The sequence below is a fragment of the Bradyrhizobium sp. 2S1 genome (assembly GCF_011516625.5).
GTDB classification, from domain to species: domain Bacteria; phylum Pseudomonadota; class Alphaproteobacteria; order Rhizobiales; family Xanthobacteraceae; genus Bradyrhizobium; species Bradyrhizobium septentrionale.
The window spans coordinates 914,216-931,390 of the sequence record NZ_CP147717.1 but is presented as its reverse complement, the minus strand read 5'-3'; the positions used below and the strand labels follow the sequence as shown (position 1 = coordinate 931,390).

The following is a 17,175-nucleotide window of genomic DNA, read 5'->3' as shown; positions in this document are numbered from 1 at the left end:
GCCAACCGGCACTCGGCTTGACAAGGTTGGAGCAACGCGCGAAGCCCAACTACCCCAAGCGCAAGGCGATCATGAGCACGGTCATCCCCTTCGAGAGCGCGAAGCCTGCCGCGGCGCCGAAGTCGGAACGCGTCGGCGTGCTGCTGGTCAATCTCGGCACGCCGGATACCGCGGATGCCACGGGGGTACGGGTTTATCTCAAGGAATTCTTGTCCGATCCGCGGGTGATCGAGGATCAGGGCCTGCTCTGGAAGCTGATCCTCAACGGCATCATCCTGCGCGTCCGCCCGGCCCGCAAGGCGCGCGACTATCTGAAGATCTGGAACACCGAGAAGAACGAGTCGCCGCTGAAGACCATCACGCGCTCGCAGGCCGACAAGCTCGCGGAGGCGATCGCCGATCACGACCATGTCGTGGTCGACTGGGCGATGCGCTACGGCAATCCCTCGATCAAGCAGCGCATCGAGGCGCTGGCGGCGCAAGGTTGCGGCCGGCTGCTGCTGGTGCCGCTCTATCCGCAATATTCCGCGGCGACGTCGGCGACCGTCTGCGACGAAGCGTTTCGCGTGCTGGCCGCCATGCGCGCGCAACCGATCCTGCGGGTGACGCCGCCCTATTACGACGACCCCGACTACATCGAGGCGCTCGCGGTCTCGATCAATGAGCATCTGGCGACGCTGTCGTTCCAGCCCGAGATCATCCTCGCCTCGTTCCACGGCATGCCGAAGGACTATGTCGACAAGGGCGATCCCTATCAGGCCCAGTGCATTGCCACGACCAATGCGCTGCGCAAGCGGCTCGGGCTCGATGCCAACAGGCTGATCCTCACCTTCCAGTCGCGCTTCGGCAATGCCGAGTGGCTGCAGCCCTATACCGACAAGACCGTCGAGAAGCTGGCCAAGGACGGCGTGCGGCGCATGGCCGTGGTCACGCCCGGCTTCTCCGCCGATTGCCTGGAGACGTTGGAGGAGATCGCGCAGGAGAACGCGGAAATCTTCCGGCACAATGGCGGGGAGCAGTTCGCCGCTATCCCCTGCCTCAACGACAGCGACGGCGGCATGGACGTGATCCGCCAGCTGGTGCTGCGCGAGCTGCAAGGGTGGATTTAACAAGGCTGGAATCTAGCAAGGCTGGATCTAGGAACGCCTGGGCCTGATTGTTAACGAACCGTGACACCGGACACGGCCATTCGCTCGCATCTGGTCATCCGACAACAGCTTCATATGTGCTAGGAGCTTGTCTGGATAGTCGCTGTTCAAATCTGGTCGGGTCTGATTCAACATTGGGCGATGAGCAAGTATTTTCGGCCTTGGAACATCGATCAGACGCTGCTTCTGCCGCCGAATGTGCAGGACTTCGTGCCGAAAGGCCATGTCTCGCGGTTTATGGTTGATCTGGTGCGGGAGAGCCTCGATCTCAGGGAGATCATGGGCAGCTATGTGAGCGGGCTTGGGCAGCCGCCGTTTGATCCGCGGATGATGGTGGCGCTGCTGCTGCATAGCTATGCGAGTGGGCTGTATTCGTCGCGTCGGATTGCCAAGGCCTGCCGGGAGCGGAACGATTTTGTGATGATCGTGGCGCTGGATGCGCCGGATTTTCGGACGATCAGCGACTTTCGCAAGCGACATTTGAAGGCGCTCGGCGCGCTATTCGTGCAGGTTCTGAAGTTGTGCGAGACGGCCGGGCTGGTCAAGCTCGGTCATGTCGCGCTGGATGGTACGAAGATCAAGGCGAACGCGTCGAAACACAAGGCGATGAGTTATGAGCGCATGAAGAAGCGCGAGGCGGAATTGAAGGCCGAGGTCGCTCGCATGCTGGCGGCCGCCGAGGCGGCGGATGCCTCGGAGGATGAGACTTTCGGCAACAGCGACGAACTGCCGGACTGGACCGTCGACAAGCAGAAACGGCTGGCGAAGATCCAGCAAGCGATGGCGGCGCTGGAAGCGGACGCCAAACTGGCGGCGGAGGAAGAGCGCCGCATCGAGGCCGAAAAGGAACAGCAGCGCCAGGCCGAAGGCCGCAAGAAGCCGGGCAAACCGGCGGCGCTGCCATCGGAGGAACCCAATCCCAAGGCGCAACGCAACTTCACCGATCCGGAAAGCCGCATCATGAAGTCGAAGGATGGCTTCGTTCAGGCCTATAATGCCCAGGCGGCCGTCGATGCACATGCCCAGATCATTGTCGCGCAAGAACTGACCCAGCACGGCAGCGATCAGGGCCAGTTGGTGCCCCTGATCGAGGCCATCGAGAGCAATCTTGGCCGCAAGCCGCGGCAGGCCTCAGCGGATTCCGGCTACTGCAGCGAAGCCAATCTCGAAGCGCTCGACACACGCAGCATCGATGGCTATGTCGCGCCCGGTCGCGCCAAGCACCCGACAGTAGCGAACGGAAAAGTCGGCGGCCCGCTGACACAGGCCATGCGAAAGAAGATCGACGATGGCGGCTTCGAAACACCCTACCGATTGCGAAAGCAAGTGGTGGAGCCGGTGTTCGGGCAGATCAAACAGGCAAGAGGCTTCCGCCAGTTCCTGTTGCGGGGCATCGAGAAAGTGCGCGCCGAGTGGACAATGATCTGCACCGTCCATAACCTCCTCAAGCTGTTCAACCTCGCAAACGCAGCCTGAGCCTGCTACTCTACAACAAATGCCCGTCACGAAAACATATCTGGACGGGCTCCTAGGGAGAACAACCGCCGGCTGAACCGGCGGAGCGGTCCTGCCGACCAATGCACGGACCGTGCCTGGCGATGGTCTCGCGGGCCCTGGAGGACTTTATGACTGGCTTCGATATTTTCGCGATCGCGCTTGTTCTTCTCGTCATCGTCACGCTGTTCGCCGGGATCAAGACCGTTCCGCAGGGCTATGACTGGACCATCGAACGGTTCGGCAAATACACCCGCACGCTGTCGCCCGGGCTCAATCTGATCGTGCCCTATTTCGATCGCATCGGGCGGAAGATGAACATGATGGAGCAGGTGATCAACATCCCCGAGCAGGAGGTGATCACCAAGGACAACGCCACCGTGACGGTGGACGGCGTCGCATTCTTCCAGGTGTTCGATGCCGCGAAGGCGAGCTACGAGGTCGCCAATCTCAACCAGGCCATCATCGTGCTGACCATGACCAACATCCGCTCAGTGATGGGCTCGATGGATCTCGACCAGGTGCTGTCGCATCGCGACGAGATCAACGAGCGGCTGCTGCGCGTGGTCGACGCCGCGGTCTCGCCGTGGGGCCTGAAGGTCAACCGCATCGAGATCAAGGACATCGTGCCGCCGGCCGACCTCGTCGAGGCGATGGGCCGGCAGATGAAGGCCGAGCGCGTCAAGCGCGCCGACATCCTGCAGGCGGAGGGCCAGCGTCAATCCGAGATATTGCGCGCCGAGGGCGCCAAGCAGGGCCAGATCCTGCAGGCCGAAGGCCGTAAGGAAGCCGCGTTCCGCGACGCCGAGGCGCGCGAGCGTTCCGCCGAGGCCGAGGCGAGGGCAACCCAGATGGTCAGCGATGCCATCGCCAAGGGCGACGTGGCGGCTCTGAACTATTTCATCGCCGACAAGTACATCAAGGCGTTCGGGCAACTGGCCGACTCGCCGAACCAGAAAATCATCATGTTGCCGATCGAGGCGACCAGCATCCTCGGTTCGCTCGCCGGCATCGGCGAGATCGCCAAGGCCACCTTCGGTGAGAGCGCTGCCTCCGCCGCGGCCGCCGCGCGGCGCGGCTCGGTGCCGCCGGCAGGTCCAACGCCGCCGCCGCCGGTGCCGCCGCAGCGGTGAGGGCGTGACGGCATCACGCCCGCATTGATAGAGGTCATGTCATGGCCGAGATGTTTTCGACATTGGGTACCTGGAACTGGCTGATCTTCGGCTTCATCCTGATGGCGCTGGAGCTCGCGGCGCCCGGAGTGTTCCTGTTCTGGCTCGGGCTCGCGGCGCTGCTGGTCGGGCTGCTGTCGTTCGTCTTCGCGCCGTCCTGGCAGATGCAGCTCCTGATGTTTGCGGTATTCGCTGCGCTCGCGGTGCCGGTCTGGCGGCATTTCGCCAGGGGCGCGACCGAGGCCAGCAAGAGCAATCCGTTTCTCAACCGCCGCAATGAAGCCCTGGTCGGCCGCGAATTCACGCTGGAGAAGCCGATCGTCGACGGCTCAGGCACGGTGCGGATCGACGACACGGTCTGGCGTGTCGCCGGCCCCGATGCGCCGGCCGGCAGCCGTGTCAAGGTCGTCCGCGCCGACGGCGCGAGCCTGACGGTGGCCGGGGTCTAGCCCTATTCGAGCGACGCTCTTCTTTTTACCTCGCCCCGCTTGCGGCAGGGCTGTCCGGGGAATGATTCACTGTGTCGCGGTGCATGCTCGGCAAAACCGAGGCAAATCGGTCTTTTCTGGTTGTCGAGACACAGAAGGCCGAGCATGCGATTTCGCGATAGCATTTTTAGTAGGCTGCTTGAACCGATCAATCGGCGGCAGTTTCAGACGGCTGTGGATCGTCTGGACGGGGATGCCTACGACAAGTCGTTCAAGAGCTGGGATTACCTGGTAGCGCTGATCTATGCGCAGTTGAGCGGGAACAACAGCCTGCGCGCCGTGGTGACCGGCTTCAACGCCAATCCTCAGCATCACTATCATCTGGGCACCGGCAGGTTGTCCCGCTCGACGCTGTCGGATGCCAATACCCGCCGCCCGTCCAGCATTTTTGCGCAAACCTTTGCACGATTGTCGGCGATGGCAAGCCGGCAGTTGCGGGGCGAAGGCAAGGAGATGGTGCGCCTGATCGACGCCAGTCCGATCCCGCTTGGCAAAGTTTGCACCTGGGCGGTGTGGAACGGCCGCATCCGCGGCATGAAGCTGCACGTGGTCTACGATCCCAAGGGCGATATCCCGAAGTGCATCGAGGTGACGGCTGCCAACGTCAACGATATCGAGATCGGTCGCCAGACTCCGATCCAGGCCGGCACAACCTACGTGTTCGACAAGGGATATTGCCGTTTCGACTGGTGGCAGAAGATCAATGATAGCAAGGCTTTCTTCGTGACCCGGCCGAAGACGAGCATCCGGCTACGCGCGGTCAGGCATCGCACCATCCGCAACAGCAAGGGGGACGGCTTCAGGATCATCGTCGACGACGAGGTGAAGCTCACCAGTAAGGGCGACTCGCGTTTGCCGATACCGCTGCGGCGCATCAAGGTCAGGCGGGAGAACGGCGGCGTGATCACGCTTCTCACCAACGATACGACCCGAACGGCCGTCGAGATCGCCGCCCTCTACAAGAGCCGGTGGCAGATCGAACTGCTGTTCCGCTGGATCAAGCAGCACCTCGACATCCGCAAGTTCCTCGGCCCAACGACAATGCAATCCGCCTGCAAGTGCTTGCTGCGATGATTGCCTACCTACTGTTGCGCATTGCCGCGCGGACCAACTGCATCAAAATGCTGCCGCTCAGGCTCGCCGAACTCGTCAGCCAGTTCCTGTTCACCCGGCGAGCCTTCGCCAGCATCGACAAGCCTCCGCCAATCAACCCTAGCCGCCGCAAATGCAGAACGCCCCTCAACCAGATGGAACTCTGCTATGGTTGAATTTCCCCGGACAGCCCTGCCGCTTGCGGGGAGAGGTCGGATCGCATCGTCAGATGCGATCCGGGTGAGGGGGTACAGGTCCCAATTCGCGGCTCGCTCGCGGATAGAGCCCCTCACCCCAACCCTCTCCCCGTAAGAACGGGGAGAGGGAGCTATCAAGTCTTGCTCCAGCGCTCGGCGAAGCGATTGAGCGGCGTGAAGGTCTGGAATAGCTCCCTGCCGAGCGCGGTGAGGCCGTAACCATCGTCCGTCAGCTCGACGAACCCCGCCTCGCGCAGCTCGGTCAATCGCGTCTGCAGGATCGTCGGCGAGGCCTCGTCGCAGGCGGCGCGCAGCGCGCGCGAGGTCAGCGCGGTCTCGCGCAGCTCCCAGATGATGCGCAAGGTCCAGCGCCGTCCCAAGAGATCGAGCAGCGCCATGATCGGGCGGCCGCTCCGCGAGCCGCGGGCGCCGGGTCTTGTGGCGGGAGCCTGCTTTGCCATGTCGCGAATCCCTCTTGAATCTCTCTTGCGTTGGCCGCTACAGATATTGTAGCAATGTGCTACAGTAAATGTAGCAATGAGATCAGGTCATGTCACGTATCGCGCCGCTCGATCCGCCCTATGCGGCGGACGTTCAACAGCATTTCGACCGCATCACGCGCGGCAAGCCGCCCCTGGTGCTGTTCCGCATGATGGCGGCCCATCCGCGCGCCTGGGAGAAGTTTCGCGGCGGCAGCCTGCTCGACCGCGGGCCGCTGCCCTTGCGGGAGCGAGAGATCGTGATCGACCGTACCTGCGCGCTCAATCAATGCGAATATGAATGGGGCGTGCATGTCACGGCGTTCAGCGCCGCCGCCGGGCTGTCGGAGCAGCAGGTCGATGCGACCGTGCGCGGTGAGGCCGACGCCGACTGCTGGTCGCCGGCCGAACAGGCGATGATTGCCGCAGTCGATGCGCTGCATGCGCGCGCGACGTTGAGCGACACGGAGTACGCGGCGTTGTCGGCGCATTATGATGACGATCAGGTGCTGGAGATCATCCTGCTGTGCGGCTTCTACCGCACGGTCTCCTATCTCGCCAACGCGCTGGCCCTGCCGCTGGAGGCGACCGCGGCGCGGTTTCCGAAATGATCGCTGTCATTCCGGGGCGATGCGTAGCATCGAACCCGGAATCTCGAGATTCCCCGATGCGCAATTGCGCATCTGAGGTTCACGCTTCGCGTGCCGCGGAATGACGGAGGGAAATTACGCCACACCGGCGCGCAGCAGATCGTGCAGATGGATGATGCCGACCGGCTTCTTCGCATCGGTCACGATCAGCGTCGTGATCTTCGAGGCGTTGAGCAGCTCAAGCGCTTCGCCGGCCAGCGTGTCGCGGCTGATCGTCTTCGGCGTCTTGGTCATGACCTCGTCGACCGACAGCGCCAGCAAATCGGGGCGCATCTGGCGGCGCAGATCGCCGTCGGTGACGATGCCGACGAGATGGCCGTGGCGGTCGACGACGCCGACGCAGCCGAATCCCTTGGAGGTCATCTCGACCACCGCATCCGACATCTTGGTGCCGAGCGGCTTCAGCGGCAGCGCATCGCCGCTATGCATCAGGTCGCGGGCATATTTCAAGAGCGCGCCGAGCTTGCCGCCCGGATGCAGCACGCTGAAATCGGTCGAGGTGAAGCCGCGGCCTTCGAGCAGCGCGATCGCCAGCGCATCGCCGAGCGCCAGCATCATCAGCGAGGACGTCGTCGGCGCCAGATTGTGCGGGCAGGCTTCGCGGGCCTTCGGCAGCGTCAGCTGCACGTCGGCGGCCTTGCTCAGCGTCGAGTCCTTGTCGGCCGTCATCGCGATCAGCGGAATCCCGAAGCGCGCGGCATAGGCGATCAGATTGCGCATCTCCGGCTGCTCGCCGGACCATGACAGCGCCAGGATCACGTCGTCGATCGTGATCATGCCGAGGTCGCCGTGGCTGGCTTCCGCGGCGTGTACGAAGAACGCCGGCGTGCCGGTCGAGGCGAAGGTGGCGGCGATCTTGCGGCCGATATGGCCCGACTTGCCGAGCCCGGTGACGATCAGGCGTCCCTTGGCCTTGCCGATCAGCTCGGCCGCTGCCGCGAACGGCGCGCCGAGGTCAGACTTCAGGGCCGCGGAAAGGGCTGCGACGCCGCTTGCTTCGGCATCGAGGGTGCGGAGCGCCGACTGGATGGCGCCGTCATCGGGGCCGGATGATTTGGTCATCAGCGGTTTCGGTTTGGCCATTTCGCATTCCAGGGGAGGGGTTTTGCACCCGGGCGTCTCCCTTAGCACGTTCGATTCCGCGATGCGACGCGCGGCGGCCGATCCTCAACGGGTCATTAACCATAATTGTTTTAACTCCATTAAGGACGTTTTCCGCCGCCCGGCGGGATGCGTGCGTCAAGTGCATGAATTCGTTGGGGTATTTCCATCGTGTGGCGGCGGCCAGCAAGCGGCCCAAATCGGCGCGGACGCCTCGTTCGCGTGGTTTTGCCATGCCTTGCGCTGACCGCTAGCGGCGGGCTCGCCGAGGCCCAGACCGTGACGCCGGATTTGTTCAGCCCGAGCCGCCAGAGCCAGGTGATCACACCGGATTCGCCGCTGCGCCGGACCACGGCCGAGGCGCTCGATCCGCTCAATGGCTTGAGGCTGCCGGATGCCGATCGTGACCGGCGTTCGTCTTCCTCATCGACGTCGACGTCACAGCGGATCGGGCAGGTCCCGACCTACGGTCTGCCGGCTGCGAACGGCGCCGCGACCTCGGGCTATGACTCGCTCAACCGCAAACGCCTGAAGCCGAAATATTATCCGGGCCAGGCCAAGCCGAAGCCGCCGCCGGGACCCGGCTCGCCGGTGCCTACACCGCCGCCGCTGAGCGCGAGCGGTCAGTTGCGGCTGTCGATCCCGCCGTCGGAAACCGCCAGCAAGCCGCCGCTGCCGCCGGCGATGGCCGGCACCATCGTCGGCCAGCCGCCGCGCAGGCGGCTCAAGATCGACGACGATCCGTTCGGCGCGGTCGGCGACTACGCCGGCTCGTTCATGGTCAAAACTGCGGTCGAGGTGATGGCCGGCTATGACACCAATCCCGGCCGTCTCAATTCGCCGCAGGGCAGGGCGTTCTACATGGTCGCGCCGGAATTCCTCGCGGTGTCGGATTGGGAGCGTCATGCGATCGTCGCCGATTTGCGCGGCTCCTTCACCGGCTACGGCTCCCAGCTGACGCCGAACGCCGACGGCACGCCGCTGTCGGCGCCGCTCGATGTCGGCCGTCCGAATTTCACCGGCCATATCGACGGCCGTCTCGACGTCTCCAGAGACACGCATTTGTTGGGGCAGGCCCGCCTGCTGGTCTCGACCGACAATCCCGGCAGCCCGAACGTGCAGGCTGGCCTCGCCAAGTATCCGATCTACACCACGGTCGGCGGCACCTTCGGCATCGACCAGCATTTCAACCGCCTGCAGGTCTCGCTCGGTGCCACCGTCGACCGTACCGATTACCAATGGTCCAAGCTCACCGACGGCACCTCGTCGTCGAACGACGACCGCAATTTCACGCAATATGGCGGCGTCGGCCGCGTCAGCTATGAGCTCAATCCGGCCGTGAAGGCGTTCGTCGAGGTGGAGGGCGACAGCCGCTTCCACGACCTCTATCTCGACCGCTCCGGCTACGCGCGCAATTCGTCGGGCGGTTATGCCAAGGTCGGTACGTCGTTCGAGTTCACCCGGCTGCTGTTCGGCGAGGTCTCGATTGGCTATGCTAGGCGCGACTATGTCGACCCGCGGCTTAGCCCACTCGAAGGCCTGCTCACCACGGCCTCGCTGACCTGGAATGCGACGCCGCTGACCACGGCCAAATTCTATTCCGACACCCAGCTCGGCGAGACCACGCTGCCCGGCACCTCGGGCGTGCTGTCGCGCACCTACACCGTCGAGGTCGACCACGACTTCCGTCGCTGGCTGACCGGGATCGGCAAGTTCACCTACGGCACGCTCGACTACCAGGGCGACAACCGCAACGACACCATCTACTCGGTGTCCGGCGACCTGATCTACAAGATGACCCGCAGCCTCTGGATCAAGGGCACCCTGCGCCGCGACTGGCTGGATTCGAACCAGCCGGGGCAGAGCTCGGCGTCGACGGTGGTGATGCTGGGCGTGCGGGTGCAGAACTAACGTCTTCTGCCCGGATAGGATGTCGTCGCCGCGTTATTGCCAACTTGTAATCCGTCGGCCTTGAACGAGGCGCGCGCTGGGACCCACCACTCTCTGCAGAGCTGGAGAGTCACATGAAACGCATCGTCATCGTCGCCGCATTGCTGATGAGCGCCGCCGTTCAAGCCCACGCCGATCAACTCACGGTCAGGTGGTACGACACCATCAGACCGCACGGACACAAGCGGCCGAATGCCGTCGGCATGGCCGCCGTGAGCGCCTGCAACCAGCGACTGGGCGAACCGGATCAGGGCTATATTCCCGAGGCCTTCAAGGATTGCATGCGTGGTTTCGGATACCGCTTCATGTCCGACACGCTGAAGCGCAGTGGGCGGCCCGCGACCGTTTACAATCGCGACTCGCGGGACCCGTCGTCGGTTGGCACACCGAGAACGGAATGCGGGTGTGCCACAACGATTGCGATAATCCGGAAATCCCGGGCTCCGGTGCAGTGTGCCGGAACGTCAACGTGATGGGTATGACAATGCGGGAATGCGTGACGGGGAGTTCGCTGTAGCTACATCACCTATCGGTCGTCATGCCCGCGCATGCGGGCATCCAGTACGCCGCGGCCTGTCCGTTCAAGCTCTGACGTCTCTGGAATACTGGATCGCCCGCTTTCGCGGGCGATGACAGTTCAGTGTGTGGCTATAATTCGGGGCAATCGCCGAGCGATTATGCCGGTAAATCCGTCTTCCCCATCAGGAAGCCGTCGATCGACCGCGCGCACTGGCGGCCTTCGCGGATCGCCCAGACCACCAGCGACTGGCCGCGGCGCATGTCGCCGGCGGAGAAGATCTTTGCGCGCGAGGTCTGGTAGTCGTGCAAGGACGCGCGGACATTGCCGCGCTGGTCGAGCTCGACGCCGAGCGTCTTGAGCAGGCCCTCGTGCACCGGATGGACAAAGCCCATCGCCAGCAGCACGAGCTCGGCGTCGAGCGTGAACTCGGTGCCGGGCAGCGGCTTGAACTTGTCGTCGACCTTGACGCAATGCAGCTTGCTGACCTTGCCGTCCTTGCCTTCGAACTTCGTCGTCAGCACGGCGTATTCACGCACCGCGCCTTCGGCCTGGCTCGACGACGTCCGCATCTTCAGCGGCCAGTTCGGCCAGGTCACGCCCTTGTTCTCGTGCTCGGGCGGCGCCGGCATGATCTCGAGCTGGGTCACCGACTTGGCACTCTGACGGAACGAGGTGCCGATGCAGTCCGAACCGGTGTCGCCGCCGCCGATCACGACGACATGCTTGCCGCCGGCGAGGATGTCGGCGGTGCCGTCCAGCGGCTCGCCCGAGACGCGGCGGTTCTGCTGCGGCAGGAAGTCCATCGCGAAGTGGATGCCGGCGAGATCGCGGCCGGGGATCGGCAGGTCGCGCGGGGCTTCCGCGCCGCCGGTCAGCGCCACCGCGTCATACTGCTTGGCGAGCTCCTGCGGATCGATCGCGCCGGGCGTTGAGCCACCGACCGCCTTGCCGTAGTGGAAGGTGACGCCCTCGGCTTCCATCTGCGCCACGCGGCGGTCGATGACGTTCTTCTCCATCTTGAAGTCGGGAATGCCATAGCGCAGCAGGCCGCCGGCCTTGGCGAACTTCTCGTAAAGATGCACCTCGTGGCCGGCGCGCGCGAGCTGCTGCGCGCAGGCCATGCCGGCGGGGCCGGAGCCGATCACGGCGACCTTCTTGCCGGTCTTGCTGGCCGCGATCTCCGGCTTCACCCAGCCATTGTCCCAGGCGCGGTCGACGATCGCGCATTCGATCGTCTTGATGGTGACCGGGTTGTCGTCGATGTTGAGCGTGCAGGACGCCTCGCACGGCGCCGGGCAGATCCGGCCGGTGAACTCGGGGAAATTGTTGGTCGAGTGCAGGTTGCGCGAGGCCTCTTCCCAGTTGCCCTGATAGACGAGGTCGTTGAAATCGGGGATCTGGTTGTTGACCGGGCAGCCCGGCGTGCCCGGCGCGGTCGAGCCGGTGCCGTGGCAATAGGGGATGCCGCAATTCATGCAGCGCGCGGCCTGGTCGCGGGTGTCCTTCTCGCTCAGCGGAATGACGAACTCGTTGAAGTTCTTGAGCCGCTCGGCGACCGGCTCGTACTTGCGGTCATGCCGCTCGATCTCGAGAAAACCTGTGATCTTACCCATTGAAACCCGATGCCCCTGCATCTCAGTTGTTCCGTCATTCCGGCTGCGCCGCGAGGCGCAGACCCGGAGGTTTCGAAGTCGGTTGGCGAGATTCCGGGTTCGCGCTTCGCGCGCCCCGGAATGACGCCTGGTGATACTACGCGCCGATCGCGATTTTCGGCTCGGCGTCGGCGTTCGCCTTCATTTCCTTGAGCGCGCGGCGGTACTCCACCGGCATCACCTTGCGGAATTTCGGCAGCCAGGTCTTCCAGTCGGCGAGGATCTCGGCCGCCTTCTTCGAGCCGGTCAGCTTGGCGTGACGCGTGATCAGGACATGCAGCCGCTCCACATCGGAGTCGAGCAGGTTCTGGAACACGTCGACCCGGCCATGCGCCTCGAGATCGCCGGAGTGGTGGTAGGTGCCGGCGTTGATCAGCTCCTCCGACAGCACCGGCTCGAGCTCGACCATCGACAGGTTGCAGAGCTTGGCGAAGTCGCCGGCCTCATCGAGCACATAGGCGATGCCGCCGGACATGCCGGCCGCGAAGTTGCGCCCGGTCTTGCCGAGCACCACCACGATGCCGCCGGTCATGTATTCGCAGCAGTGATCGCCGGCGCCTTCGACGACCGCGACTGCGCCGGAGTTACGCACGGCAAAACGCTCGCCGGCGATGCCGCGGAAATAGCACTCACCCGCGATCGCGCCGTACATCACGGTGTTGCCGACGATGATCGATTCTTCCGGCACGATACCGGAGATCTTCGGCGGCTTGACGATGATGCGCCCGCCCGAGAGGCCCTTGCCGACATAGTCGTTGCCTTCACCCTCGAGATCGAAGGTGACGCCCTTGGCGAGCCAGGCGCCGAATGCCTGTCCCGCGGTGCCCTTCAGGCTGACATGGATGCTGTCGAGCGGCAGGCCGGCATGGCCGTAGATCTTGGCCACCGCGCCCGACAGCATCGCGCCGGCGGAACGGTCGGTGTTGTTGATCTCTTCCTCGATCCTGACCGGCGCGCCGCGATCGAGCGCGGCCTGCGCCTTGTCGATCAGCCGGCGGTCGAGCACGGCGTCCAGATGGTGGTTCTGGGTTTCCGAGTGATAGATCGTCTGGCCCTTCTCCTCCTTCTGCCGCACGAACAGCTTGGAGAAATCGAGGCCCTTGGCCTTCCAGTGCGAGACCAAAGCGGTCTGGTCGAGCATCTGGACCTGGCCGACCATGTCGTCGAACGTCTTGTAGCCGAGCTGCGCCATGATCTCGCGGACTTCCTCGGCGACGAAGAAGAAGTAGTTGATGACGTGCTCGGGCTGGCCGGTGAAGCGCTTGCGCAGCACCGGATCCTGGGTCGCGACGCCGACCGGGCAGGTGTTGAGGTGACACTTGCGCATCATGATGCAGCCCGCCGCGATCAGGGGCGCGGTGGCGAAGCCGAACTCGTCGGCGCCGAGCAGCGCGCCGATCACGACGTCACGGCCGGTGCGGAAGCCGCCGTCGACCTGGACCGCGATGCGGCTGCGCAGCCGCTGGCGCACCAGCGTCTGATGGGTCTCGGCGAGACCGATCTCCCACGGCGAGCCGGCATGCTTGATCGAGGTCAAGGGCGAGGCACCGGTGCCACCCTCGAAGCCAGCGATGGTCACATGGTCGGCACGCGCCTTGGCGACGCCGGCGGCAACCGTGCCGACGCCGACTTCCGACACCAGCTTGACCGAGACCTGGCCGTCAGGATTGACGTTCTTGAGGTCGTAGATCAGCTGGGCGAGATCTTCGATCGAGTAGATGTCGTGATGCGGCGGCGGCGAGATCAGGCCGACGCCCGGCGTCGAATGCCGTACGCGCGCGATCGTCGCGTCGACCTTGTGGCCGGGCAGCTGGCCGCCTTCGCCGGGCTTGGCACCCTGCGCCATTTTGATCTGCATCATGTCGGAGTTGACGAGATATTCCGTCGTCACGCCGAACCGGCCCGAGGCGACCTGCTTGATCGCAGAGCGCATGCTGTCGCCGTTGGGCAGCGGCTTGAAGCGGTCGGATTCCTCGCCGCCTTCGCCGGTGTTCGACTTGCCGCCGATCCGGTTCATCGCGATCGCCAGCGTGGTGTGCGCCTCGCGCGAGATCGAGCCGAACGACATCGCGCCGGTCGAGAACCGCTTGACGATGTCCTTGGCCGGCTCGACGTCATCGAGCTTGACCGGCTTGCGCTTGTCGTCCTCGGCGCTCTTGATCCGGAACAGGCCGCGCAGCGTCAGCAGTCGCTCGGACTGCTCGTTGAGGATCTTGGCAAACGCCCGGTAGCGCTCCAGCGAGTTGCCGCGCACGGCATGCTGCAGCGTCGAGACCGATTCCGCGGTCCAGGCATGGTCCTCGCCGCGGGTGCGGTAGGCATATTCGCCGCCGACATCGAGCGCACTCTTGTAAATTTGGCCGTCACCGAACGCGTCGTCGTGACGACGCACGGTCTCTTCCGCGATCTCCGCGAGGCCGACGCCCTCGATCCTTGTGTGGGTGCCGGCGAAATACTTGGCGACGAAGTCCGCCTTCAGGCCGACTGCGTCGAAGATCTGCGCGCCGCAATAGGACTGGTAGGTCGAGATGCCCATCTTGGACATCACCTTGAGCAGGCCCTTGCCGATCGACTTGATGTAGCGCTTGACGATCTCGTAGTCGTCGAGCGCTGCGGGCAGCCGGTCCTTCATCGCGAGGATGGTCTCGAACGCGAGATAGGGGTTGATCGCTTCGGCGCCGTAGCCGGCGAGGCAGGCGAAGTGATGCACCTCGCGCGGCTCACCCGACTCCACGACCAGGCCGACCGAGGTGCGCAGGCCGGTGCGGATCAGATGATGATGCACGGCGGCGCAGGCCAAAAGCGACGGGATCGGAATCCGGTCGGTGCCGGTCATGCGGTCCGACAGGATGATTATGTTGATGCCCTCGCGCACCGCGCCCTCGGCGCGTGCGCAGAGCTCGTCGAGCACCTGCTCCATGCCCGCCGCGCCGAAGCCGGCGTGGAAGGTGGTGTCCAGCGTGCGCGACTTGAAGTGGGTCTCGGCGACGTCGGAGATCGAGCGGATCTTCTCGAGGTCGGCGTCGGTCAGGATCGGCTGGCGCACTTCGAGGCGCTTGGTCGAGGCCAGGCCCTGCAGGTCGAACAGGTTCGGCCGCGGCCCGATGATCGAGACGAGGCTCATCACGAGCTCCTCGCGGATCGGGTCGATCGGCGGGTTGGTGACCTGCGCGAAGTTCTGCTTGAAGTAGGTGAACAGCTGCTTCGGCTTGTCCGACAGCGCCGAGATCGGCGTGTCGTTGCCCATCGAGCCGGCGGCTTCCTCGCCGGTGGCCGCCATCGGCGTCATCAGGATCGTGATGTCTTCCTGGCTGTAGCCGAACGCCTGCTGGCGATCGAGCAGCGGCAGGTTGGAGCGCACGCCCTTGGCCGCCGCATCCGGCAGCTCCTCGAGCTGGATCTGGGTGCGATGCAGCCAGTCGCTGTAGGGATGGCTCTTGGCGAGGTCGGCCTTGATCTCGTCGTCCGGAATCAGGCGGCCCTGCTCGAGGTCGACGAGCAGCATCTTGCCGGGCTGCAGCCGCCACTTGGTGACGATCTGGTCCTCCGGAATCTTCAGCACGCCCATTTCGGACGCCATCACGATGCGGTCGTCCTTGGTGACGAGATAGCGCGCCGGGCGCAGGCCGTTGCGGTCGAGCGTGGCGCCGATCTTGCGGCCGTCGGTGAAGGCGATCGCGGCCGGGCCGTCCCACGGCTCCATCAGCGCGGCGTGATATTCGTAGAAGGCGCGGCGCTGCTCATCCATCAACGGATTGCCGGCCCACGCTTCCGGAATCATCATCATGACAGCGTGGGGAAGGGAATAGCCGCCCTGCACCAGGAATTCGAGCGCGTTGTCGAAGCAGGCGGTATCGCTCTGGCCTTCATAGGAGATCGGCCAGAGACGGCTGATGTCCTTGCCGTAAGCTTCCGAATGCACCGAGGCCTGCCGCGCCGCCATCCAGTTGACGTTGCCGCGCAGCGTGTTGATCTCGCCGTTATGGGCGATCATCCGGTACGGATGCGCCAGCGACCAGGTCGGGAAGGTGTTGGTCGAGAAGCGCTGATGCACCAGCGCCAGCGCGCTGTCGAAATCGGCTTCGTGCAGGTCGGGATAGTACTTGCCGAGCTGGTCGGCCAGGAACATGCCCTTGTAGATCACGGTGCGGCACGACAGCGAGCACGGGTAATAGCCCGCCATGCCGCGGTCGCGGCGCTGATAGATCGCCTGCGAGATCGACTTGCGCAGGATATAGAGCCGGCGCTCGAAATCGTCCTCGGTCTTGGCGGCGCCGTTGCGGCCGATGAAGACCTGCATGTGATAGGGCTCGGTCGGCTTCACGGTGACGCCGAGCGAGGAATTGTCGCTGGGCACATCGCGCCAGCCGAGCAGCTTGAAGCCCTCGTTCTTGATCTCGTCGGCGATGATGCTCTTGATCACGTTCCGCCACGCGGCATCGCGCGGCATGAACAGCGCGCCGATGGCGTATTCGCCGGGCTGCGGCAGCTTGAAGCCGAGCTCCGCGGCCTTGCGCGCGAAGAAGGCGTGCGGAATCTGCACGAGAATGCCGGCGCCGTCGCCGGCGCGCGGGTCGGCGCCGACGGCGCCGCGATGCTCGAGGTTGCACAGGATGCTCAGCGCGTCGGAGACGATCTGATGCGACTTCTGGCCCTTGATGTTGGCGATGAAGCCGACGCCGCAGGAATCCTTTTCCAGGCTGAGGTCGTAGAGGCCTTCGGCTTGCGGACGCCAGGTGTGCAGCTCGGGAGTGTGCGGCCCAAAAGACGCATCATATGAGGCGTCATGCGCGGCATCAGCGGCTTTCGAGTCCGCGGTCGCCGACAGCGTACCTGCCACGATGATTTCGCGCTCGAATTCCGACCCGCTCATGTGTCCTCTCCCTTGCGTCAGGGGCCTCACCGTATTTGGCGCACCTTGGACGTTGCGGCACCCACCGGGCCACCGCTCGTCCGCCGCGAGCCGCATTTTCCTAAATTCAGACGTCGGGCGTTTCAACGTCCCCTGCGGAACGGCCCTGCCTGCAGCATTCTCGGAGCCCGGGGCGCCGAGGTTTCGTTGCAATCCCTATGCCGGAATGGCCTCGAATTTGAGACAGTCTTGCTGTCCTAACTTCGACCTTGCCAAATTTTTGTCTATCACACAAGCGCGAGGAAGTCCTCGCCCGCATGCTTGGAACGAACGGCTCGGCCGACCCGCCGCGCCCCTGATTCGAAGCGCAAACACGCCGT

At 64.3% G+C, this 17,175-nt stretch carries 11 protein-coding genes and 1 pseudogene; 8 read left to right on the top strand and 4 right to left on the bottom strand.

The features are described from left to right. Positions 1-71 precede the first annotated feature (71 nt). From hemH to HAP54_RS04410, 5 genes and pseudogenes are all read left to right on the top strand, one after another. Positions 72-1,109: a ferrochelatase gene (gene hemH / locus HAP54_RS04430; RefSeq protein WP_166298889.1), complete on the top strand. Its 1,038-nt coding sequence runs from the start codon at positions 72-74 to the stop codon at positions 1,107-1,109. A 180-nt stretch (positions 1,110-1,289) separates the two neighbouring features. Then, positions 1,290-2,624 (top strand): IS1182 family transposase, encoded by a 1,335-nt coding sequence (locus HAP54_RS04425; protein WP_166202952.1) that lies wholly within the window; start codon positions 1,290-1,292, stop codon positions 2,622-2,624. Positions 2,625-2,773: 149 nt separating this feature from the next. Beyond that, a complete protein-coding gene (locus HAP54_RS04420; RefSeq protein WP_029077532.1) occupies positions 2,774-3,775 on the top strand; it encodes an SPFH domain-containing protein in 1,002 nt (333 codons plus the stop codon). A gap of 41 nt (positions 3,776-3,816) precedes the next feature. Next, complete coding sequence (locus tag HAP54_RS04415) at positions 3,817-4,263, top strand: NfeD family protein (RefSeq protein ID WP_166298888.1); 447 nt, start codon at positions 3,817-3,819, stop codon at positions 4,261-4,263. Positions 4,264-4,407: 144 nt separating this feature from the next. Further along, a pseudogene (locus HAP54_RS04410) lies at positions 4,408-5,570 on the top strand (IS4 family transposase). Positions 5,571-5,725: 155 nt separating this feature from the next. Here the strand turns inward: HAP54_RS04410 and HAP54_RS04405 are convergent. After that, complete coding sequence (locus HAP54_RS04405; RefSeq protein ID WP_166298887.1) at positions 5,726-6,052, bottom strand: winged helix-turn-helix transcriptional regulator; 327 nt, start codon at positions 6,050-6,052, stop codon at positions 5,726-5,728. Between the two features lie 89 nt (positions 6,053-6,141). Between HAP54_RS04405 and HAP54_RS04400 the strand changes: the two genes are divergently transcribed. Continuing rightward, positions 6,142-6,681, top strand: a complete 540-nt coding sequence (locus HAP54_RS04400; RefSeq protein WP_166298886.1) for a carboxymuconolactone decarboxylase family protein — start codon at positions 6,142-6,144, stop codon at positions 6,679-6,681. A 114-nt stretch (positions 6,682-6,795) separates the two neighbouring features. Here the strand turns inward: HAP54_RS04400 and HAP54_RS04395 are convergent, their stop codons facing one another. After that, on the bottom strand, positions 6,796-7,803 hold the full coding sequence (locus HAP54_RS04395) for a KpsF/GutQ family sugar-phosphate isomerase (protein WP_166298885.1): 1,008 nt from the start codon (positions 7,801-7,803) through the stop codon (positions 6,796-6,798). Positions 7,804-8,049: 246 nt separating this feature from the next. Here HAP54_RS04395 and HAP54_RS04390 point away from each other — a divergent pair, with 246 nt between their 5' ends. Next, positions 8,050-9,732, top strand: a complete 1,683-nt coding sequence (locus tag HAP54_RS04390) for an outer membrane beta-barrel protein (protein ID WP_175619703.1) — start codon at positions 8,050-8,052, stop codon at positions 9,730-9,732. A gap of 113 nt (positions 9,733-9,845) precedes the next feature. Next, on the top strand, positions 9,846-10,244 hold the full coding sequence (locus HAP54_RS04385; RefSeq protein WP_166298883.1) for a hypothetical protein: 399 nt from the start codon (positions 9,846-9,848) through the stop codon (positions 10,242-10,244). Between the two features lie 202 nt (positions 10,245-10,446). On the opposite strand, the gene HAP54_RS04380 is transcribed toward HAP54_RS04385, so the two are convergent. Next, a complete protein-coding gene (locus tag HAP54_RS04380) occupies positions 10,447-11,904 on the bottom strand; it encodes a glutamate synthase subunit beta (RefSeq protein WP_166298882.1) in 1,458 nt (485 codons plus the stop codon). Between the two features lie 136 nt (positions 11,905-12,040). Beyond that, positions 12,041-16,816 (bottom strand): glutamate synthase large subunit, encoded by a 4,776-nt coding sequence (gene gltB / locus HAP54_RS04375; RefSeq protein ID WP_166298881.1) that lies wholly within the window; start codon positions 16,814-16,816, stop codon positions 12,041-12,043. Between the last annotated feature and the right edge of the window lie 359 nt (positions 16,817-17,175).

Coding starts and splice junctions, on each gene's coding strand:
- hemH (WP_166298889.1), top strand. CDS start 72: ATGAGCACGGTCATCCCCTTCGAGAGCGCGAAGCCTGCCGCGGCGCCG.
- HAP54_RS04425 (WP_166202952.1), top strand. CDS start 1,290: ATGAGCAAGTATTTTCGGCCTTGGAACATCGATCAGACGCTGCTTCTG.
- HAP54_RS04420 (WP_029077532.1), top strand. CDS start 2,774: ATGACTGGCTTCGATATTTTCGCGATCGCGCTTGTTCTTCTCGTCATC.
- HAP54_RS04415 (WP_166298888.1), top strand. CDS start 3,817: ATGGCCGAGATGTTTTCGACATTGGGTACCTGGAACTGGCTGATCTTC.
- HAP54_RS04405 (WP_166298887.1), bottom strand. CDS start 6,052: ATGGCAAAGCAGGCTCCCGCCACAAGACCCGGCGCCCGCGGCTCGCGG.
- HAP54_RS04400 (WP_166298886.1), top strand. CDS start 6,142: ATGTCACGTATCGCGCCGCTCGATCCGCCCTATGCGGCGGACGTTCAA.
- HAP54_RS04395 (WP_166298885.1), bottom strand. CDS start 7,803: ATGGCCAAACCGAAACCGCTGATGACCAAATCATCCGGCCCCGATGAC.
- HAP54_RS04385 (WP_166298883.1), top strand. CDS start 9,846: ATGAAACGCATCGTCATCGTCGCCGCATTGCTGATGAGCGCCGCCGTT.
- HAP54_RS04380 (WP_166298882.1), bottom strand. CDS start 11,904: ATGGGTAAGATCACAGGTTTTCTCGAGATCGAGCGGCATGACCGCAAG.
- gltB (WP_166298881.1), bottom strand. CDS start 16,816: ATGAGCGGGTCGGAATTCGAGCGCGAAATCATCGTGGCAGGTACGCTG.